Consider the following 20,771-nt stretch of genomic DNA (forward strand, 5'->3'; position numbering starts at 1 on the left):
CCGAGCCGTCCCTCAGTACCCGCCGCGTGTCCGGCGGGCCGCCGGACGGGTGCTCCGCCCCCCGCCCGCGAGCCCGCCGCGGTAGAAGGCGCGAATGAGTTCCCCACCGAGGTTGACGCCCGCACCCAGGGCCATGCCGATCGCGACCGCCTCGGCGAGGCCCAGCAGCCCGGCCAGCGGCTCGCCCAAGGCCATGTGCAGCAGCCCCCGGTACAGGACGCTGCCCGGCAGCAGCGGGGCAATGGAGGGGACGACGTAGGACAGTACCGGCCGCCGGGTGCGCCGCGCCAGCCAGTGCCCGACGATCCCGATGGCCATCGCACCGGCGACGGTCCCAATGATGGGCGGCGCTTCGGTCACCGACCGCAGCCCGGCGTTGATGACCCAGATCAGTACGCCCATCGCGCCGATCACGGGCAGCATGCGCGGAGGCACGGTCAGCGAGACCGCGAAGGCCATCGCGATCCCCGCCGCGCCGATGAGCACCACGATATCCAGACTGGTGCCGGCGCTGGGCAGGTTCTCCAAGTCCATGTTGACGCCCAGCCGGACCGCCGTGTAGGCGACGGCACCGACACCGGACACGATCGCGCCGAGAGTGAAGAACACTTCCAACAGCCGCGCCGCCGACGACACATAGGCGCCCGCGATCCCGTCCTGCAGGCTGGAGACCAGGGGGCGCCCCGGCAGGAGCGCCATGATGTTACCGGTGATGATCGCCCCGGCGTGCAGCCCCAGCTCCAACTCCGTGCTGACCCACAGCAGCGCCACCCCGATGCTCGACGCGGTTACCGCCGCCGCGGCCATCTGGTAGAACTCCGCGATCCCGCGCTTGGCCAGGAAGGCGGAGGTGCGGTCGCCCAGCACCGTGGCGAGGAACGCCGCCGTGGCGACGATGAATTGCCCGCCGACCATGAGGCTGGCGCTGGAGGCGATCAGCCCGAACCCGACGATGATCAGCCAGTTGGGGTAGGGCGGGCGGCTCCGCTTGATGGCGCGCAGTCGCGCGATCGCGCCCTCCAGCTCCACCTGCCCGAGAGCCGCGTCCTGGACGAGGGCGTGCAGCTCGTTGACCCGGAAGTAGTCGAGCGTGCGGCGCCGGACGACCCGCTCACCCGTGACGGGAGGGTAGTCCCCGCCGGGGTGGGCGGAGATCGTGATGGCCGTAAACGTCACCGAGACCTCGGTCCGCGGCATCTCGAAGGCGACGGACAGGCTCAGCATGGCCTCGCTGACCGCCTCGGTGCTCTCGCCGCTGGCCAGCAGCAGTTCGCCGACGCGCAGCACCAGGTCGATGGCGCGCGGGTCGGGCAGCTCGATGATGTCGTCGTCGAGGCCGTCGGCGTGGAGTTCCGGTTCGCGCGCCGTACGCCAGTCCCGAAGGCGGGTCAGTAGGTTGTTCTCGTTCAGCGAGGTCGGCTTCTTCGGGTTCTCGGCCATCGGGGACCTTCGATTACTCCTCAATGGGGCAGTGTGCCGCCGGGGTCGGTACGGCGGCTGGGTCGGGTCACGGATGGGACGCCGCGTCTCCGGTCGTGGTTGGCCGCACATCCCACCGTAGGACGAGTGAAATCGGTCACTCGCTGGCCGAGCGGACAGCCCCGCCGGGTGATGGCGCGGAGTGTCGCTCCGGATCATCGTCGCAGCTCGAAATGGAATCGATGGGAACCGGGGTCGCCGTCGCGGTGTCGCGCCGCGTGCGGAGCCACGTCGAGGCGACGGAGGCGGTGGGGGGCGGGGCCAGTGCCACACACTATCCGAGACGCCGCTGCCCAGCGCCGCCCATGGTCCGTCAATCCTCGCTCTCACCTGGTCGGATGATGCCGGTTTCGTAGGCGTGCACCACCGCCTGCACCCGGTCGCGCAGGTCGAGCTTGGTCAAAACATTGCCCACGTGCGTCTTCACCGTCGTCTCGCTGACGACCAAACGGCGCGCGATCTCCGCGTTGGACAGGCCCCGCGCGAGCAGCCGCAGCACCTCGCGTTCGCGCTCGGTGAGGTGGTCCAGGCGCGGAGCGGGCTGCTCCCGCGTGGATGGCAGCTTGTCGGCGAAGCGGTCGAGCAGCCGCCGGGTGATCGTCGGCGCGACGATCGCGGCACCGTCGAAGACCACGCGGATCGCCCCCACCAGCTCGTCGGGCGGCACGTCCTTGAGGAGGAAGCCGCTCGCCCCGGCCCGCAGCGCCTCGACGACGTACTCGTCGAGGTCGAAGGTGGTCAGGACGAGGACGCGGATCTCGCGTCCGGTCTCGTGCGACCAGCGCAGGATCTCGCGGGTGGCGTCGATGCCGTCCTTGCCCGGCATGCGGATGTCCATGAGCACGACGTCCGGAAGGAGCCGCTTGGTCGAGGCGATCGCTTCGTGGCCGTCGGAGGCCTCACCGACGATGGAGATCTCGGGTTCGGATTCCAGGATGAGCCGGAAGCCGGTGCGGAGGAGCGGCTGGTCATCGACGAGCAGGACACTGATGGGCATGTGAAGATTGTTCCCGATCGTCGGACTTATGGTGACCCCGGGACCGGTCAACGGCCGGATCCGGCCTCCACGGGCACCCGCGCACGCACCTCGAAGCCGCCGCTGGGGCGTGGACCCGTGTACAGCTCCCCGCCGTACAGGCCGACCCGTTCGCGCATGCCCACCAGGCCGTGGCCGGGTTCGTCGGCCGTGCGCAGGTCGGCCGCGGGCCCCGTTCCGTCGTCGGCGACCGTCACCGTCACGGTCCGCCGCTCGAAGGCCAGGGTCACAATCGCGGCGGCCCGCCGCCCGGCGTGCTTGAGCACGTTGGTCAGGGACTCCTGCACCACCCGGTAGAGCGTGAGGTCCAGGCCCGGGGCCAGGTCCGGCGGCACCTCGCCGTCGACGCGCAGCTCGACCCGCATTCCGGTCTCACGCATCTGCTCGACCAAGTCCCGAAGACCGTCGACGCCGGGCCGGGGCGAGCGGTCGGCCTCGTCCTGCGGTGTCCGCAGCACCCCCACGATCCGGCGCATCTCCGACAACGCGAGCCGCCCCGTCTCCTCGATGTCGAGCAGCGCCTGGCGCGCCCGGTCCGGAGACCGGTCGATGATCCGCTGCCCGGCCGTGGCCTGCACGGTCATCACGCTGATGTGGTGGGCGACCACGTCGTGCAGCTCGCGGGCGATGCGCGAGCGCTCCTCGGCCAGGACCGCCCGGGTACGGGCGTCGCGCGCTCGCTCCAGCCGCTTGGCCCGGGCCTTCAGCTCCCGCATGTCGTAGACGCGCATGCGGACCAGCCGCCCCAGCCACCAGACGGCCACGAGGCAGCCAAGATAGAAAGCGAAGTCGACCCACAGCGGGATCGCCAAAGTATCCATGGGCGTGAGCTGGAGGGCCACAAGATACAGAACCACTCCGAGCACCGGCCCGAAGAGGGCGCGGCGCAGCTCCAGATAGCGCGAGGTCGAGTAGACGGCCACGCCGAGGCCGGGGGTGGCCGACCCCCAGACGAACATCTGTGCGTTGTCGGCGCCGATCCCGCCGAGGATCAGGACCGACATCGCGAGCATCGGATGGGAGCGGCGTATCAGCAGGACCAGCGCCAGCACGGCGCCCGCGACCAGCCCGCCGATCCGGTTCGGCCACAAGCGGGCGAGTTCGGGGTCGTCGAGCGCCAACGGCAGCAGCGCCGTGTTGAGCGCGATCAGCAGCAGCACGATGAGCACGTCGGTGATGCGCGCGCGGGACACCTGACGCCAGCGACCCCACGGGAATGAGGGTGACGGGTGCTGTGGCGTCGGGTAGGTCACGCTCTCCACGCTAGACGCGGGACCAGGGGCGGACCGACCTCCGGCCGGGGGATTTCGCCTCCTACGCCAGGATGAACTCGCTTCACGTTTCCAAGCCGCCTGGCCCGAACCCGTGCGGGACCGTTGGCACGGCTCCCGGGTTCACGTCACCACCCCATCCCCACCCTTCTCCGTTGATCTCGGGGTGTCGACCGAATTACGGATGACACCCCGAGATCAACGGAGGGGCGCGGCGGAAAACCGACATCGCGCGTGCGGGGTCAGTGGGAGCCGGGACGCGCGGAGGGCGCGCCCGACGGAGGGTTCAGCGGCAGGGGCGGGGGAGTGCCGCCGAATTCCGGGCACACCTCCTGGTGGTCACACCAGCCGCACAGCTTGCTGCGCCGCGGCTCCCACCGGCCCGACCGCGCGGTCGCCTCGATCTCCCTCCAGATGGACAGGATCTCCGCTTCGGCCGCCAGCAGCTCGTCCTTGGTCGGCTCGTACCAGCGCACCCCGCCGTCGCCCAGGTACATCAGCTGCAGCCGGGTGGGGATCTCGCCGAGTTCGCGCCAGATCATCACCGCGTAGAAGAAGATCTGGAACTTCGCTTTGTCCTCGAAGCGCGGATGGGGGGACTTGCCGGTCTTGTAGTCCACGACGCGGATCTGGCCGGTGGGCGCCACGTCGAGGCGGTCGACATACCCGCGCAGCCGCAGCCCCGATTCGAGGGTCACCTCCAGCCGCATCTCGCGCTCACGGGGTTCGAGACGCTCGGGCCGCTCCATCTCGAAGTAGCGGCCCAGCAGAGTGCGCGCCTCCTCCAGCCACGCCTCCCGCTCCTCGTCGGAGGAGAACAGCTCCTCGCTCTCCGGACGCTGCCCGCGCAGCCGCTCCCACTGCGGTCGCACCAGCGACAGGGCGGTGCGCGGGGTGCGGTTCTCGGCGGGCAGCTCGAAGAGCCGCTCCAGCACGGCGTGGACCAGGGTGCCGCGCAGGGCCGCCGCGCTCGGCTTCTCCGGTAGCCGGTCGATGACGCGGAACCGGAACAGCAGCGGGCACTGCAGGAAATCGGCGACGCGGGACGGGGAGAGGGCCGGGATCGCGGGGCCGGAGTGCGGGGAGTCCATGACCCACCAGCCTATGACGGCGAGCCTGGCCGCGTGCCACGCTTTCCACGGCGTCGGCCTGGGTAGCCTGGACACCGTGACCGAACACGGAAGTGCCACGACGCCCACACCGCCGGAGAACGGCTCCCGCCCGGCCGACCGCCGCGCGGGACTGCTCATGGGGCGGCCGTTCGGCATTCCCGTGTACGTGACGCCGTCGTGGATCGTCATCGCCGTCATCATCACCGTGCTGTACAAGCCGGTGGTCGAAAGCACGCTGGCGCTGGGCCCGCTCTCCTACGTGGTGGCGTTCGTCTTCGCGGTGCTGCTGTACGCCTCGGTGCTCATCCACGAGCTCGCCCACTCGGTGGTCGCCCGTCTCTACGGCCTGCCGGTCCGGCGCATCACGCTGTACATGCTCGGCGGGGTCTCCGAGATCGAACGCGAGGCGCCCACCGCCCGCCAGGAGTTCTGGGTGGCGTTCTCCGGGCCGCTGCTGTCCCTGGTGCTGGCGGGCCTGGGCTTCATGGCCTACGGTCTGGTCGACCCGTTCACCATCGTCGGTGTGCTGCTGTGGCAGCTGTGGGTCGCCAACCTCCTCGTCGGCCTGTTCAACCTGCTGCCGGGGCTGCCCCTGGACGGCGGTCGGCTGGTCCGCGCCGCCGTGTGGCAGGTGACCCGCCGCCCCACCGCCGGGACGGTGGTCGCCGCCTGGGGCGGTCGGCTGCTCGCCGCCGTGGTCGTGACCCTGCCGTTCCTGTTCGCCTGGTGGCAGCAGACCTCCCCGAGCGTCTTCGCGGTGCTGTGGGGCGTGCTGCTGGCCGCCTTCATCTGGATGGGCGCCGGATCGGCGCTGCGCACCGCGCGGATCCGTGAGCGTATCCCGCGGCTGAGCGCCCGGCTTCTGGCCCGGCGGCCCGTCGTCGTGGCGGCGGACACGCCCCTGGCCGAGGCACGGCGCCGCATGGAGGAGGCCGAAGCCGGGGCGATCCTCGTCATCGACACCGCGGGCACCCCCACCTCGATCGTGAACGAGGACGCCGCCCAGGCCGTCCCCGACGCCCGCCGCCCCTGGGTGCCGGTCTCCAGCGTCGCGCGCGCCATCACCTCCGGGTCGGTCCTCGGAGCCGACCTGGGCGGGGAGAGCCTGCTGGGTGAGCTGCGCCGCCACCCCGTGCCCGACTACCTGCTGGTCGAGCCGGACGGCAGCGTGTACGGCGTCCTGCGTGTCACCGACGTCGAAGCGGCGTTCAGCCGGTAGGGCCGGACCCGCGCGGCCGAGTGAACCCCGCCTCAGCGCCGCGCGCCCTCCGGCCAGATCACCACCACCGGACACTCCTGGTCGTGGGCGTAGTCCACGATGTCGGCGGTACCGCCCTCACCGCGCGACGGCGCCCCGTCCCAGATCGCGACGAGCTCGTCGCAGTGGTCGACCATGTGCCGTCCCGCGTCCATGTGCGACTCCGGCGTCGACTCCAGGTGAGGGAGCCGGTGCACCAGCACGGCCCGCCGCAGCAGCGCGTCATACTCCGCGTGGTGTTCGGCGGGCAGTGCGTCTCGGTACGCCTCGGCCGGAACGACGACCTCCAGCGGCGCCCCGGCGTCCACGACGGCCCGGGCGAAGAGCGTGTCGGCGCCGTCGGCCAGACAGGAGAGCCCCACCATCTCGCCGTCGAACGGGGCGAGGTGGGCGCGGAGCGCGGTGTCGACGGCTCGTTCCACCTCCGGAGCCAGTCCCCGGTGGCCGGTGACGGCGATGCGTCGCAAGGTCATGCTGCTCCCCTCCCCAGAGCCGATGCCTTGCTGAGGGAACTACCCCAGTTTCAACGGTTTGTTCTTCAACCTGATCGCTCCCGACCCGGTGGCGTGAGCCATGGTTGCACTCACCACTTGACGCGGCCCGCCAGAATTCCGTCGATACCGCCGAGATCAACGCAGGGAGTGGCGGCGTCGATGGTGCGGGCAGCCGACACCGCGCGCGAGAGCTCAGGAGCCGGACAGCAGCTCGGGCAGCCGCTCGTCGAACTCCCGCACGCTGCGGGCCCGGGGTCCCCGATAGGCGCGGCGGAAACGGCGCACCCGGCCGATCACCCGCTCGGAGCGCATCCGCACGCCGACGCCCAGTGCCTCGGTGGCCAATCGGAACGCCTCGTCGACATCGCCGGCGTCGGCATGCGCCGATGCCAGCTCCACCTGGAGCACGGCCCCCTGCTTCCCCGCCGGACCGGCGCCGTCGAAAGCCTCTCTGAAGGCGGTGCGGGCATCGTGGGGCCGACGCAGCCGCACCCCCGTCAGCGCCCGGTACCCGGCGACCTTGGCCTGGTCGAAGGCGAACACCCAGGGCCACGGAGGGTCGGTGTTGTCGCGGCGGTTCACCCCGGCCTCCGCCAGCGCGATGTCCCGCGAGGCCGCCGCCGCGGCGCCGATTGAGGAGTGCCCCAGCGCCCGCACGCACGCCAGCCACGCCCGAGCGGTGGGGTGAGCGTCGGGACCGAGATGGCGCCCGGCCTCGCGCGTCAGAGAGAGTCCCAGCTCGGGGTCTCCGCTGTCGATCTCGAACGCCGCGAGACTGCCGACCATGTAGGCGGTCAGCAGGCTGTTGTGGGCGCGCCGGGCGTAGGCAATGGAGGCGCGGTAGTGGTGCCGGGCCGACCCGGCGTCGCCCATGTCGTTGTGCAGCCAGGCGGTGAAGCCCGCCGCCTCGCTGGCCGCCGCGGCGATCTGCGGCGCGTACGGTGTGCGGCCCGATCGTTCCAGCGTCGTGGTGATGAGGTCCAGATGGGAGGCGGCCGCCCCCGCCAGATCGCGGGCCGGGGCCATGGCGTCGAGGCGCCTCTGGCTCCCGGTGATCGCGCGGAGCGCGGCCGCGGTGTTCTCGTCGATGTCGACGCTCATGGCCGCCATAGCGGGCAGTGTGACCGCCGCGGCTGCGACCACCCGGCCGAATTCTCTGCGTCTCGTTGGTTCCGCCCCCCTCCCCGGTGCGGTGGCCCGCGCGAACCGGAGCAGGTGGATCGGGACCTCAAGCCGCTCCGCGACTTCGCGAACCTGGTCGACGGTCAGCGACTGCTGCCCGTTGACCACACGCGAGACCCAGCTCTGCGAATAGCCCACGATCCGGGCCAGCTCGCCCTGGGACCAACCGCGGGCGAGCCGCACCTCCTCAACGATCACCGCCATGTCACACGTTGCCAGTGCGGCGGCCATCGAGGAGCGGGACCAAAACTCCGGCGAAAGTGCGCCGTCACGTTGAGGCATGAGCCTAGATTAGGGCGGTGGGCCCTCCGCCGGGGCTATGAGGAGGAGAAATGGGGCAATGCACAGCACGCATAGACCGGATCGCGACCGGCCGCGGCGGTGCACAGTGGTGAGACGGACGTCCCCGGGGGATCGAGAGATCAAGGTCAGGAGTGGAGCGCCGATGACCGCTGAGCCCCCTCCGCAGGGCACACCGGGCATGGCCGGACGCGGCCCATGCTTCGATGGCAGAAGTTCGGTCGACTCCGGCTGGCTCCGGGAGCTCAGCAGCCTCACGGTCGAGCTGCGCTCCTGCGGGCTGGAGGCGCGGATGGACGGGGTCATCGGGGCCGTTGACGCGATCGCCTACGGTCCCGCGCGCCGTATCCAGCGCGCTGTGCTGCGCCCGCACCGGGGACGTCTGTGGTGGTGGCTGCGGTGGGCCGGGGACCCCTCTACCTCGGCCCCCCACCACGCTCCCCTCGCTCCGGCGGCCGAAAGCGCCACTGCGGCCCGTCGTATCGTCCAGGTCCTGCACACCGCTCGTCGCTAGGCGTTCTCCACCGTCGGGGCGGCCGCCGTCCACCAGGAGGTCAGGACGGAGCGCCGAAGCGCTCGGCCGCCATCACGGCCGCTCCGACGATGCCCGCTGTGTTGCGCAGTTGAGCCGCCACGATGGGGGCGCGCAGATGCAGCAGCGGCAGAAACCTGTCGGCCTTGCGGCTGACGCCGCCGCCCACCACGATCAGGTCGGGCGACAGCAGGTCCTCCACCACCGAGTAGTAGCGCTGCAGGCGCTGGGTCGCCCACTCCTCGTAGGAGAGATTGTCGCGCTCCCGCGCGCTGGTGGCCGCCCGGGTCTCGGCGTCCTGACCGTCGATCTCCAGATGCCCGAACTCCGTGTTGGGCACCAGCCGCCCGTCCACCAGGAGTGCCGTACCGATCCCGGTGCCGAGCGTCGTCAGCAGCAGGACGCCCTCGGTATCGCGCGCCGCCCCGAAGCGGTCCTCGGCCACGGCCGCGGCGTCGGCGTCGTTCAGGGCGTGCACCCGGCGGCCCGTCACTTCCGAGAACACGTGCTCCAGTTGCACACCGACCCAGGAGTCGTCCACGTTGGCCGCGCTGTACGCGACCCCGTGCTTGACGACCCCCGGGAAGGTCACGCCCATCGGGCAGTCCTCGCCGACATGCTTGGGGAACGACGCGGCGATCTCGGCGACGACCTTGGCCAACGCCTCGCGTGTCGCGGGCCGCGGCGTGGCGATCTTCACCCGGTCCACCACGAAGGTCCCGGAGTCCAGATCCACGGGGGCGCCCTTGATCCCGCTGCCGCCGATGTCGATCCCCAGCCCGATCCGGGGCGTGTGGCCCGTCATCGTCTCCCGCCCTTTCCCTCCGCGCGCCTGCGCGTCCTGTGCAGCTCATCGGCCGGCCTGATGCTGTGCCCGCACGGCCAACGCGCGTAGGCGGCCGTGCGGTCCAGATGCCATTCTTCCCCGCTTCTGGTCTCCCTGATCCCCGTCCCGGCCGACACGTGCCGGAGCGCGCCCGGTGGCCTGGCCGCCGGGCGTCCGGGATTGCGCCGACCGGGAGAAAAGACGGATACCCTGGACGACTGCCCTGACCAGACCATCCACGACGTGGGAGATACGAGCACCAGTGACCGGCATCCACGGCCGCCGCGGACCCTTCGAAGACGGCGACAGCGTGCAGTTGACCGACCCCAAGGGTCGGATGCACACCATCACCCTGCGCGCCGGCACGGCGTTCCACACCCACCGAGGACGGTTGGACCACGACGACCTGATCGGGCAGCCCGAGGGCAGCGTGGTGCGCTCGACCTCCGGGACCGCCTACGTCGCGCTGCGGCCCCTGCTCAGCGACTTCACCCTGTCGATGAAGCGCGGCGCCACCATCGTCTACCCCAAGGACGCGGCGCAGATCGTCGCGCAGGCCGACATCTTCCGCGGCGCCCGGGTCATCGAGGCCGGCGCCGGATCGGGGTCGCTGTCGTGCTGGCTGCTGCGCGCCGTCGGCGACGAGGGCATGGTCTCCTCCTACGAGCGCCGCGAGGACTTCGCCCAGATCGCCCGGAACAACGTCGAGCGGTACTTCGGCGGGCCGCACCCGGCCTGGCGGCTCACTGTCGGTGACCTCGCCGAGTCCATCTCCGACACCGAGGTGGACCGCGTCATCCTCGACATGCTCGCCCCCTGGGAGTGCCTCGACGCCGTCGCCAAGGCCCTCATCCCCGGCGGCGTGCTGTGCGCCTATGTCGCCACCACCACGCAGCTCTCCCGCGTCGTGGAGGAGCTGCGGGAGCACGGGAACTTCTACGAGCCGCACGCGTGGGAGACCATGATGCGCAACTGGCACGTGGAGGGCCTGGCGGTGCGCCCGGACCACAAGATGATCGGGCACACCGGTTTCCTGGTGACCGCGCGCCGCCTGGCCGACGGAGCGCAGGCGCCCGACCGTCGGCGCCGCCCCGCCAAGGGTGCCTACGGCGAGGACTACCAGAAGTCGCGCGGCGCCCGCGAGGGCGGGGGAGCGGCCGCCAAGGAGACGGGACCCACGGAGCCCCCGGCCCCCGCGGACACGGCCGAGGCCGGCGCCGACGGTCGCGGCGGTGACGCCGAGTAGCTGGGGCCGGGATTACCGCGCCGCGGGCGTCGGCAGGGGCCACGTCCGGTGGCCGGATCAGGCCGCGCGGCTGGGTGAGAACGTTACTTTCTCATTACGTCGCGTGGCCGTCTGCCAGGGTGACCTAGGCGTTTACAAGATCAAAAAGTGAGTCCTTCCACACTGACGGCGGACCGGAGGTTAGGAATAGTCCACGGGTAGGTAGGGTTCCGAGTAGTCGTCCTCTTAATAGGGAGGTGGCGGACGTGGCCGAACGCGACGACGAGCGTCAGGCGGAGCGCGACCGTGAAGTCGCGGAACTCACCGCTCAGGTCTCCTATTTGGAAAAGGAACTCAGCGTAGTCCGGCGCAAGCTCGCGGACTCCCCCCGCCACGTGCGGCTCCTAGAAGACCGGCTCCGCGAGGCGCAGGCCAACCTCGCCGCGGCCAATGGTCAGAACGAGCGCCTTGTGGCAACCCTGAAGGAAGCGCGCGACCAGATCGTGGCGTTGAAGGAGGAAGTCGACCGGCTCGCGCAGCCGCCGTCCGGATTCGGCATTTTCCTGGAGGCGCGCGACGACGAGACGGTCGAAATCTTCACCAACGGCCGCAAGATGCGCGTCAATGTCAGCCCCTCGGTCGACATCGAGCAGCTGAGCCCCGGCCAGGAGGTCATGCTCAACGAGGCCTTCAACGTGGTCGAGGCCCAGTCGTTCGAGACCGTGGGCGAGGTCGTCATGCTCAAGGAGTTCCTTGAGGGCGATCGCGCGCTTGTGATCTCCAACCACGACGAGGAGCGGATCGTGCGGCTGGCCGAGCCGCTGCGCGACGAGCCGGTCCGGCCCGGCGACTCCCTGCTGCTCGAACCGCGCTCGGGCTACGTCTACGAGCGCATCCCCAAGTCCGAGGTCGAGGAGCTCATCCTCGAAGAGGTCCCGGACATCGCTTACACCGACATCGGCGGTCTCAGCGGGCAGATCGAGATGATCCGCGACGCTGTCGAGCTGCCGTACCTGCACAAGGACCTCTTCTACGAGCACCAGCTGCGCCCGCCCAAGGGCGTGCTGCTCTATGGTCCTCCCGGATGCGGTAAGACCCTCATCGCCAAGGCCGTGGCCAATTCACTGGCCAAGCAGGTCGCTCAAAAGACCGGCCACGATGTCGGCAAGAGTTTTTTCCTCAACATCAAGGGTCCCGAGCTGCTCAACAAGTACGTTGGCGAGACCGAGCGGCACATCCGCCTGGTCTTTCAACGGGCTCGGGAGAAGGCCGGCGAGGGCACACCGGTCATCGTGTTCTTCGACGAGATGGACTCGATCTTCCGCACCCGAGGGTCGGGCGTGTCCAGCGACGTCGAGAACACCATCGTCCCGCAGCTCCTCAGCGAGATCGATGGTGTGGAGGGGTTGGAGAACGTCATCGTCATCGGCGCCTCCAACCGCGAGGACATGATCGACCCGGCGATCCTCCGGCCTGGCCGCCTTGACGTGAAAATCAAGATCGAGCGCCCGGACGCGGAGGCAGCCCGGGACATCTTCTCCAAGTACATCACCACCGACCTGCCCCTCCACGAGGACGACCTGGCCGAGCACGGCCAGTCCGCCTCCGCCACGGTCGACGCCATGATCCAGCGTGTGGTCGAGCGGATGTACACCGAGAGCGAGGAGAACCGCTTCCTGGAGGTCACCTACGCCAACGGCGACAAGGAAGTCCTGTACTTCAAGGACTTCAACTCCGGCGCGATGATCGAGAACATCGTGGACCGCGCCAAGAAGATGGCCATCAAGGACTACATCGACCACCAGGCCAAGGGTCTTCGGGTCTCCCATCTCATGCAGGCCTGCGTCGATGAGTTCAGCGAGAACGAGGACCTGCCGAACACCACCAACCCCGACGACTGGGCCCGGATCTCCGGAAAGAAGGGCGAGCGCATCGTCTACATCCGGACCCTGGTGTCCGGCAAGAAGGGCGCGGATTCCGGCCGGTCCATCGACACGGTGGCCAACACCGGTCAGTACCTGTAACGACGCGGCAGGACGGGCCCGCCGGAGGATCCGGCGGGCCCCCTGCGTTGCGGCTAGAGAGCGGGCGTCGGGTGTCCGCCGTCGGTGTGCCAGGGGTAGCGGCTGGTGTCCTCGCCGCCGAAGTCGGGGTCGAGGTAGATGAAGAGCCGCTGGATCTTGAAGTCGCGGATTTCCATGACGTCGGCCCAGCGCCCGCCGTGCGTGAAACCGCCCCGCCATTCGATGCCCTTGGCCGTGACGCCCTGCGTGGTCCCCTCCACGACGACCACGTCGCCGGCGACGTAGAACTTCAGCCACTCCAGGTTGTGGCTGATCAAGTCGAACAGCTGCGCCACGTCGTCGAACATGCGGCCGATGGCCTGGCGGCCGTGGGCGACCCCCCACTTGGGGAACCAGGCGTCGGCGTGCTCATCGAAGAGTTCGAGTACGTCTCCGCCCCGGTCGAAGCGGCGGAAGAACTCGAACGCCACCGACTTGCGCTGCTCGTCGGTCATCGGCTCGACCACGAAGGCCATATCTCCTCCTCGGTGCTGGATTCAACTGGTCGAGAGGAGGGCATGTTCGACGATTCTCGCATGTCGTGCCTGCTCAGCTGTGATGCCGAGGTGCGCGTGCCGCGGTGTGGCGGGGCTTTGGCGAGTTTCGGCGCGCGCCGCCCGCCGGCGTCATCGACCCAACGTCGCTGTGGCCGCGGCACCGGGGCCACCCGCGTCTCTCGACGTAGAGCATCTGCCGCCTCACCGCTCACCCGGGTACCGGTACTCCCATAAGAAGGCAGCTGTTGGGCCACAATTCGCTACGCCGAGTTCAAGATGGCGCGACGGTGGATAACCTTCCATCATGAGTGTTCGGCGGATTATGGGCATCGAGACCGAGTACGGCATTTCCGTACCCGGCAATCCCGGAGCCAACGCGATGGTGACCTCCACGCAGGTGGTCAACGCCTACCTGGCGGCCTCGGCCGCGCGGGCGCGCAAGGCGCGGTGGGACTTCGAGGAGGAGAACCCGCTGCGCGACGCGCGCGGATTCGACCTCGCTCGGGAGGTGGCCGACCCCACCCAGCTCACCGACGAGGATCTCGGCCTGGCCAACGTCATCCTCACCAACGGCGCGCGGCTGTACGTCGACCATGCCCACCCCGAGTACTCCGCGCCCGAGGTCACCAACCCCCTCGACGCCGTGCTGTGGGACAAGGCCGGTGAGCGGGTGATGGCCGACGCGGCCCGCCGCGCGGGCGCGATCCCCGGCGTCGACCCGATCCAGCTCTACAAGAACAACACCGACAACAAGGGCGCCTCCTACGGCTGCCACGAGAACTACCTGATGCGCCGCGCGACCCCCTTCGGCGACATCGTCCGGCACCTCATCCCCTTCTTCGTGTCCCGCCAGGTGATCTGCGGTGCGGGACGCGTCGGCATCGGTGCCGACGGCCGCGACAGCGGCTTCCAGATCAGCCAGCGCGCCGACTTCTTCGAGGTCGAGGTGGGCTTGGAGACCACCCTCAAGCGCCCCATCATCAACACCCGGGACGAGCCGCACGCCGACCCCGACAAGTACCGGCGGCTGCACGTCATCATCGGCGACGCCAACATGAGCGAGGTCTCCACCTACCTCAAGCTCGGCACGACCGCCATCGTCCTGGCCATGATCGAAGACGGCTTCATCAGTGTCGACCTGTCACTGGAGACGCCCGTCGCCGACCTGCGCGCCTTCTCCCACGACCCGGGCCTCAGCCACGCGGCGCGGCTGCGGGACGGCCGCCGGATGACCGCGGTCCAGATCCAGCGCGAGTACCTCGACCAGGCCCGCAAATACGTCCAGGACCGCTACGGCGCCGATGTCGACCTCGAAACCGCCGACGTCCTGGACCGCTGGGAGTCGACCCTCGACCGCCTCGACGAGGACCCCATGCAGCTCGCCGAGGAGCTCGACTGGGTGGCCAAGCTCAAGCTGCTGGAGGGCTACCGCAGCCGCGACGGGCTGGACTGGGGCCACCACCGCCTGGAACTCGTCGACCTGCAGTACTCCGACGTGCGCCCGGAGCGGGGGCTGTACAACCGGCTGGCCTCGCGCGGGCGGATGCGCCGCCTGCTCGACGACGCCGCGGTGGAGCGCTCCATCACCGAGCCGCCCGAGGACACCCGCGCCTACTTCCGCGGGCGCTGCCTGGCCCAGTACGCCGACTCCGTGGCCGCCGCCTCGTGGGACTCGGTCATATTCGACCTGCCCGGCTACGACTCCCTGCAGCGCGTCCCCACGCTGGAGCCGCTGCGCGGTACCAAGGAGCACGTGGGGGCGCTGCTGGACCGCTGCGCTACCGCGGCCGACCTGGTGGCCGTCCTCACCGGAGGCCGCCGCTGAGGGGTGCCTGAGGCTCCTCGGTGTCGTCCACCCCAACGCCCGCTACGGGGCGCTGGGCCGTCAGGTCGTCCGGAGGCGTCGCACCCCGCCGACCGCCGTCGCGGCGGTCGGCGGGGCTCCCTGGAGGGGGGCTGCGGGCCTCGGACCCGCTCGGAGGCGGGTCCGAGGGAAGCGGGGTCAGCCGGTGTAGAGCGTCAGGTTGAACTGGCTGAGGATCGGGTTGACCGGGAAGAAGAACGTGGTGCCACCGCTGCGGCAGTTGCCCGAGCCGCCGGAGGTCACGCCCTGGGCCTGGTTACCGGAGATGTAGGAGCCGCCGGAGTCACCGGGCTCGGCGCACACGCTGGTACGGGTCATGCCGTAGACCGTGCCCTGGGGGTAGCGCACCGTCTGGTTCTTGGCCTGGATCCTGCCGCAGTGCCAGCCGGTGGTGGAACCGGAACGGCAGACCGACGCGCCGACGTTGGCCTCGCGTGAACCGTCGACCTCTCGGTAGCCGCCGTTGTACATCGACACCAGGTTGGTGGGGTTCAGGTTCGAGGTCGCGCGCACGAACGCCATGTCGTAGTAGGGGAAGATGCTGTTCTCGAAGACCCCGCGGCCGTTGCCGAGCCGGACGGAGTCGCCGCGGTTGCCGCAGTGTCCGGCCGTGACGAACCCGGGCTGCCCGGAGCTGTTGGTCGCGGTGAACCCGACCGAGCAGCGGCTCCGGTTGCCGATGTAGTAGGCGAGCCCGCCGACGATGTTGGCGTACAGCTCGGGGCGCTCGGAGCTCTCCTCGATACGCACGGCGTCGGCGTCGACTCCGGCATCCGCGATGAGGTCCTTGGCGGCCTTCGTCTCGCCGGGCAGCGCTGTGACGACGACGCTGTCGTCCGCAAGGTCGGCATACCAGCCCGTGACCTCGGCCGGAGCCGTGTCCTCGGCGTCGTTGAGCTCGTCCACGACGTCGTCGAGCTGTTCCTCGCCGTGCTCGACCAGGCGGGTCTTCATGCCGAGGGCCTCGATCTTCTCGGTGGCCGAGGCGTCGGTCAGCGAGACCGTGAGCTTGCCGCTGCCCTGGTCGTAGACCGCGCCGCCGAAGGCGTCGCCCGCGGCCTTACGTGCCGTGCGTTCGAGCTTGCGGGCCTTGGCCTCGTCCGCCAGGAGCTTCGTGGCTTCGGAGGGGGAGGACAGGCCGAGGTCGCGCTGCAGCGCCTCGGTCTGCGTGTCGGCTCTGTCGGGGGCGTTCTGGGGCGCGTCGGTGGGGGAGTCGGCGGAAGCGGGGGCTGGGGAGGCGATGAGGCCGACGGTGAGGGCGGTCGCGCCCAGCGCGCTGAAGATGGGGGATGTTCGCACGTTCCCTGCTCCTTGCTGGTCTGAGTGAACAAGGCAGGGCCGACGCCGTTGCCGGCGATGGCGTCGAACCTGACGTCGGGGACCGTCCTTGTGGGGCGGTCTCTGACGTGTGCCTACCGTGCATTCGGTAGGCGATTGGGACTATAAATCGGTACACGCTTCAACAACAGGGAGGAAATGGAAACAAAAATGACGTTTGTCAACCTATGATGGTTTCATCCGACCTGTCCGCAAGATCCACGGATGGGGGCATGTGCGACGAGCTGGAGTCATGCGAACGCATGGGGTAAAAAATCTAGGTTTGTTGCGATTTCAACCCTGGTTGTGTGGCCGGATGCGGCCACGTCTGCGGGAGCTGGCCGGCGAAACTGATCAAAAGTTGCCCTGGAGGAGCATGGGGAATCCCGGGCGCCACATCGTTGTTCGTACGGATGTACGGGACCCTTGGGGGTAACGTGCACACAACGGGCATCACGATCAAGGTTGAGCCGGGGCTCGTTGGGCCAAGATAAGGGCGAGAGTCCCGCGACCGAGGAGGTTGATCCGATGGCGACGAAGGACACCGGCGGGCAGCGGCACGCAAACCGCCGCGACGAGGACGTCGAGGAAGTCGAGGCGAATACCGACGTCCAGGAGCGCAACGAGAAGCTGGACGAGGAAGTCGACGACATCCTCGACGAGATCGACGAGGTCCTGGAGTCCAACAGCGAGGACTTCGTGCGCCAGTTCGTGCAGAAGGGCGGAGAGTAGGCCGCCGGTCGGCGTCCGTCGCAGCGCGCGATCGCGGGCCGGGTAGGAATCGGGGAGGGCCGCGCCGAGTCCTTCACCCATCGCGGGCACAGGGCGGCTGCCGCGTGGGCATCGGCGCGCACCGACCCGACGTGGTTCGCTGACAGCGGAAGTCAAGATCGGTGAGTACACCGGTCCCACGGCGTCAGTAGGGTCAACGGTAGATGGAATTACCCCATGCGCCCCGCCTGCCCCCGGTCGATGGGCGGGACGCGACCGAAGGGAGTCGCGTGTCTGAAGCGTTCGAGTTCGGTGGTCGGCTGCCCGCCGCCTTCATGAATCCCGGAACCTCCTCCTTCGCCGAGTTCCTCGGTCAGGTCGCCCCCGACCTGCTGCCGGGGCGGCGGGAGCTTCCGCAGGGCACCGGTGCGCATCTCACGCCGGACGCCACCACGATCGTCGCGCTGACCTTCCCCGGCGGCGTGGTCCTGGCCGGTGACCGCAGGGCCACCTCCGGCAACGTCATCGCCAACCGCGACATGGACAAGCTCTTCCGCACCGACGAGTTCTCGGCCGTCGCGATCGCCGGGGCTGCGGGTATCGGCATCGAGCTGGCCAAGCTGTTCCAGGTCGAGCTGGAGCACTACGAGAAGATGGAGGGCCGCTCCCTCTCGCTCGAAGGTAAGGCCAACAAGCTGGCCACCATGATCCGCGGCAACCTCCCCATGGCCCTTCAGGGCTTCGTGGTGGTGCCGCTGCTCGTCGGGTACGACCTGGCACGCGAGGCGGGACGGATCTTCAGCTACGACCCTGTGGGCGGGCGCTACGAAGAACACCGCTACCACTCCGTCGGGTCGGGGTCGGTCTACGCCAAGGGCGCCTTGAAGAAGCTCTACAGCGAGGACTTCAGCCAGCAGGACGCGGTGTTCGCGGCGGTCCAGTCGCTGTACGACGCCGCCGACGACGACTCCGCCACCGGCGGGCCGGACGTGCACCGCAAGATCTACCCGCTGGTCGACGTGATCACCGAGGACGGCCACCAGCGGCTCCCGGCCGACGAGGTCGAGCGGGTGGCCACACAGGTCGTCGAGGGACGCGCGCAGCGCCCCGACGGACCGACCGCGCCACTGCGGTGATTGCGACCGAACTCTTGCACACCCGCGGTGCCGCACCGACGCCCCGAACCCGACGACCTGAGCAAAGGAACGATCTGCGGTGACGATGCCGTTCTACGTCTCGCCCGAACAGAGCATGAAGGACAAGGCGGACTACGCGCGCAAGGGAATCGCGCGCGGCCGCAGCGCCGTCGTACTCCAATACGACGGCGGCATTCTGTTCGTCGCGGACAACATGTCCCGGACCTTGCACAAGATCAGTGAGCTCTACGACCGCATCGCCTTCGCCGCTGTCGGCCGGTACAACGAGTTCGAGAACCTGCGGCTGATGGGTGTGCGCTTCGCCGACGTGCGCGGCTACGCCTACGACCGCAGCGACGTCAACGGCCGCCAGCTGGCCAACACCTACGCCCAGGTCCTCGGGTCGGTGTTCAGCGAGAGCAACAAGCCGGCCGAGGTGGAGATCGTGGTCGCCGAGGTGGGCGACGATTCCGACGGCGACCAGATCTACCGCATCACCTTCGACGGCTCGGTCGTCGACGAGCGCGGATTCTTGGCCATGGGCGGCTCGGCCGAGCGGGTCAGCAGCGCCCTCAAGGAGCGGTTCGACAAGGACGCGCCGCTGGGCACGGCCCTGGTCTCGGCGATGCACGCGCTCAAGCACGAGAACGGCGAGCAGCGCGAGTTGGAGGCGAGCAGCCTGGAAGTGGCCGTCCTGGAGCGGGACCGCGAGCACCGCAAGTTCCGCCGGATCCAGGGCGACCGGCTCACCCGGCTGATCGACGAGGGCCACGCCGCGCAGGAAGCCGAGCAGGGCTCCGCGTCCGGCTCCGACGCGGCCGGGGGCGGCGCCTCCTGACACAGACGTGAGGGGCCTCGGTTCCGCGGGGGCGGCGAACCCCGCGGAACCGAGGCCCGGCGGAGTTTCCTCGGTGGTTCGTTCGTTTCCGTGGTCGCTCCGGAGCCGATAAATAGGGTGGAGTCGTTGCGATGCCGCGGCGTTCGCCGACCGCTGTGGCCATGGGACGGGAAACGGGTGAGAACCGCATGGAACGTCGGATCTTTGGCCTGGAGAACGAGTACGGCGTCACCTGCACCTTCCGCGGGCAGCGGCGGCTATCACCGGACGAGGTCGCGCGCTACCTCTTCCGCCGGGTGGTCTCCTGGGGACGCAGCAGCAACGTTTTCCTCCGCAACGGCGCGCGCCTCTACCTGGACGTGGGCAGCCACCCGGAGTACGCGACCCCCGAGTGCGACAACCTCGCCGACCTGGTGGCGCACGACAAGGCCGGCGAGCGGATTCTGGAGGGCCTGCAGGTCGACGCCGAGCAACGGCTGCACGAAGAAGGCATCGCGGGCGAGATCTACCTTTTCAAGAACAACACCGACTCCGCGGGCAACTCCTACGGCTGCCACGAGAACTACCTGGTCGGGCGGCACGGCGAGTTCGGACGCCTGGCCGATGTCCTCATCCCCTTCCTGGTGACCCGCCAGATCATCTGCGGTGCGGGCAAGGTGCTGCAGACACCGCGGGGCGCGCTGTACTGCGTGAGCCAGCGTGCCGAGCACATCTGGGAGGGGGTCTCCTCGGCGACGACACGCTCGCGGCCCATCATCAACACGCGGGACGAACCGCACGCCGACGCCGAGCGCTTCCGGCGGCTGCACGTCATCGTCGGCGACTCCAACATGAGCGAGGTCACGACGCTCCTCAAGCTCGCCTCCACCGACCTCGTGCTGCGGATGATCGAGACCGGCGTGGTCATGCGCGACTACACACTAGAGAACCCCATCCGGGCGATCCGCGAGGTCAGCCACGACATGACCGGGCGGCGCAAGGTGCGCCTGGCTAACGGCCGCGAGGCCAGCGCGCTGGAGATCCAGCGCGAGTACCTGGAGAAGGTGCAGGTCTACGTCGACCGCAACGGCACCGACGCCACGGGCAAGCGGGTGCTGGAGCTGTGGCAGCGCACCCTGGAGGCGGTGGAGACACAGAACCTCGACCTGGTCGCGAACGAGATCGACTGGGTCGCCAAGTACAAGCTCCTGGAGCGCTACCGCGCCAAGCACGGCCTGTCGCTGTCGTCGCCGCGCGTCGCCCAGCTCGACCTGACCTACCACGACATCCACCGCGACCGCGGCCTTTTCTACCTCCTGCAGCGCAAGGGCGAGATGGACCGCGTGATCGGCGACCTGAAGATTTTCGCCGCCAAGTCGATCCCGCCGCAGACCACCCGGGCTCGCCTGCGCGGCGAGTTCATCCGCCGGGCGCAGGAGAAGCGGCGCGACTTCACCGTCGACTGGGTGCACCTCAAGCTCAACGACCAGGCGCAGCGCACCGTGCTCTGCAAGGATCCGTTCAAGGCCGTGGACGAGAGGGTGGAGAAGCTCATCGCCGGCATGTGATCGGAGGGGCCCAGGGCCCTCTTACCCGGTTCTCACCCGGAGACGGCACTATTGGCCTTTCGATAGTGTATCGGGGACCCGAG

General features: G+C 69.4%; 18 protein-coding genes. 9 read left to right on the forward strand and 9 right to left on the reverse strand.

Annotation, left to right across the window (positions count from 1 at the left end; translation table 11 throughout):
- Nucleotides 1-12 precede the first annotated feature (12 nt).
- From ABD259_RS07640 to ABD259_RS07655, 4 genes are all read right to left on the reverse strand, one after another.
- A complete protein-coding gene (locus ABD259_RS07640) occupies nt 13-1,440 on the reverse strand; it encodes a threonine/serine exporter family protein (RefSeq protein WP_344105068.1) in 1,428 nt (475 codons plus the stop codon).
- A gap of 352 nt (nt 1,441-1,792) precedes the next feature.
- Nucleotides 1,793-2,476: a response regulator gene (locus ABD259_RS07645; protein WP_344105070.1), complete on the reverse strand. Its 684-nt coding sequence runs from the start codon at nt 2,474-2,476 to the stop codon at nt 1,793-1,795.
- A 47-nt stretch (nt 2,477-2,523) separates the two neighbouring features.
- Nucleotides 2,524-3,708 (reverse strand): sensor histidine kinase, encoded by a 1,185-nt coding sequence (locus ABD259_RS07650; RefSeq protein WP_344161169.1) that lies wholly within the window; start codon nt 3,706-3,708, stop codon nt 2,524-2,526.
- Between the two features lie 320 nt (nt 3,709-4,028).
- The gene (locus tag ABD259_RS07655; protein WP_344105075.1) at nt 4,029-4,877 is read right to left on the reverse strand and encodes a RecB family exonuclease; all 849 of its coding nucleotides are present in this window, start codon (nt 4,875-4,877) and stop codon (nt 4,029-4,031) included.
- 76 nt (nt 4,878-4,953) lie between these two features.
- Here ABD259_RS07655 and ABD259_RS07660 point away from each other — a divergent pair, with 76 nt between their 5' ends.
- Nucleotides 4,954-6,117, forward strand: coding sequence for a site-2 protease family protein (locus ABD259_RS07660; RefSeq protein ID WP_412759420.1), 1,164 nt, complete (start codon nt 4,954-4,956; stop codon nt 6,115-6,117).
- A 32-nt stretch (nt 6,118-6,149) separates the two neighbouring features.
- Here ABD259_RS07660 and ABD259_RS07665 read toward each other — a convergent pair whose 3' ends face one another.
- On the reverse strand, nt 6,150-6,623 hold the full coding sequence (locus tag ABD259_RS07665; protein ID WP_344105161.1) for a hypothetical protein: 474 nt from the start codon (nt 6,621-6,623) through the stop codon (nt 6,150-6,152).
- Between the two features lie 219 nt (nt 6,624-6,842).
- Nucleotides 6,843-8,114: a helix-turn-helix domain-containing protein gene (locus tag ABD259_RS07670; RefSeq protein ID WP_344105077.1), complete on the reverse strand. Its 1,272-nt coding sequence runs from the start codon at nt 8,112-8,114 to the stop codon at nt 6,843-6,845.
- 163 nt (nt 8,115-8,277) lie between these two features.
- Here ABD259_RS07670 and ABD259_RS07675 point away from each other — a divergent pair, with 163 nt between their 5' ends.
- Nucleotides 8,278-8,646 (forward strand): hypothetical protein, encoded by a 369-nt coding sequence (locus ABD259_RS07675; RefSeq protein WP_344105079.1) that lies wholly within the window; start codon nt 8,278-8,280, stop codon nt 8,644-8,646.
- 40 nt (nt 8,647-8,686) lie between these two features.
- Here the strand turns inward: ABD259_RS07675 and ppgK are convergent, their stop codons facing one another.
- Entirely contained in the window at nt 8,687-9,469 is a 783-nt protein-coding gene (ppgK, locus tag ABD259_RS07680) for a polyphosphate--glucose phosphotransferase (RefSeq protein ID WP_344105081.1), read from the reverse strand.
- A gap of 283 nt (nt 9,470-9,752) precedes the next feature.
- Between ppgK and ABD259_RS07685 the strand changes: the two genes are divergently transcribed.
- Both ABD259_RS07685 and arc read left to right on the forward strand, forming a co-directional pair.
- Entirely contained in the window at nt 9,753-10,736 is a 984-nt protein-coding gene (locus tag ABD259_RS07685; protein WP_344105084.1) for a tRNA (adenine-N1)-methyltransferase, read from the forward strand.
- Between the two features lie 236 nt (nt 10,737-10,972).
- The gene (arc, locus tag ABD259_RS07690; RefSeq protein WP_344105086.1) at nt 10,973-12,739 is read left to right on the forward strand and encodes a proteasome ATPase; all 1,767 of its coding nucleotides are present in this window, start codon (nt 10,973-10,975) and stop codon (nt 12,737-12,739) included.
- Nucleotides 12,740-12,792: 53 nt separating this feature from the next.
- Here arc and ABD259_RS07695 read toward each other — a convergent pair whose 3' ends face one another.
- Complete coding sequence (locus ABD259_RS07695; RefSeq protein ID WP_344161172.1) at nt 12,793-13,254, reverse strand: nuclear transport factor 2 family protein; 462 nt, start codon at nt 13,252-13,254, stop codon at nt 12,793-12,795.
- Between the two features lie 325 nt (nt 13,255-13,579).
- Here ABD259_RS07695 and dop point away from each other — a divergent pair, with 325 nt between their 5' ends.
- On the forward strand, nt 13,580-15,100 hold the full coding sequence (gene dop, locus ABD259_RS07700; protein ID WP_344105091.1) for a depupylase/deamidase Dop: 1,521 nt from the start codon (nt 13,580-13,582) through the stop codon (nt 15,098-15,100).
- 177 nt (nt 15,101-15,277) lie between these two features.
- Here dop and ABD259_RS07705 read toward each other — a convergent pair whose 3' ends face one another.
- Complete coding sequence (locus ABD259_RS07705; RefSeq protein ID WP_344105093.1) at nt 15,278-16,438, reverse strand: S1 family peptidase; 1,161 nt, start codon at nt 16,436-16,438, stop codon at nt 15,278-15,280.
- A gap of 546 nt (nt 16,439-16,984) precedes the next feature.
- Between ABD259_RS07705 and ABD259_RS07710 the strand changes: the two genes are divergently transcribed.
- From ABD259_RS07710 to pafA, 4 genes are all read left to right on the forward strand, one after another.
- Nucleotides 16,985-17,188, forward strand: coding sequence for a ubiquitin-like protein Pup (locus ABD259_RS07710; protein ID WP_344105095.1), 204 nt, complete (start codon nt 16,985-16,987; stop codon nt 17,186-17,188).
- A 269-nt stretch (nt 17,189-17,457) separates the two neighbouring features.
- On the forward strand, nt 17,458-18,303 hold the full coding sequence (gene prcB, locus ABD259_RS07715; RefSeq protein ID WP_344105097.1) for a proteasome subunit beta: 846 nt from the start codon (nt 17,458-17,460) through the stop codon (nt 18,301-18,303).
- 85 nt (nt 18,304-18,388) lie between these two features.
- A complete protein-coding gene (gene prcA / locus ABD259_RS07720) occupies nt 18,389-19,141 on the forward strand; it encodes a proteasome subunit alpha (protein ID WP_344105163.1) in 753 nt (250 codons plus the stop codon).
- A 188-nt stretch (nt 19,142-19,329) separates the two neighbouring features.
- A complete protein-coding gene (gene pafA, locus ABD259_RS07725) occupies nt 19,330-20,688 on the forward strand; it encodes a Pup--protein ligase (protein WP_344105100.1) in 1,359 nt (452 codons plus the stop codon).
- Nucleotides 20,689-20,771 lie beyond the last annotated feature (83 nt).

The organism is Nocardiopsis rhodophaea, from assembly GCF_039530945.1.
Lineage (GTDB): Bacteria > Actinomycetota > Actinomycetes > Streptosporangiales > Streptosporangiaceae > Nocardiopsis_C > Nocardiopsis_C rhodophaea.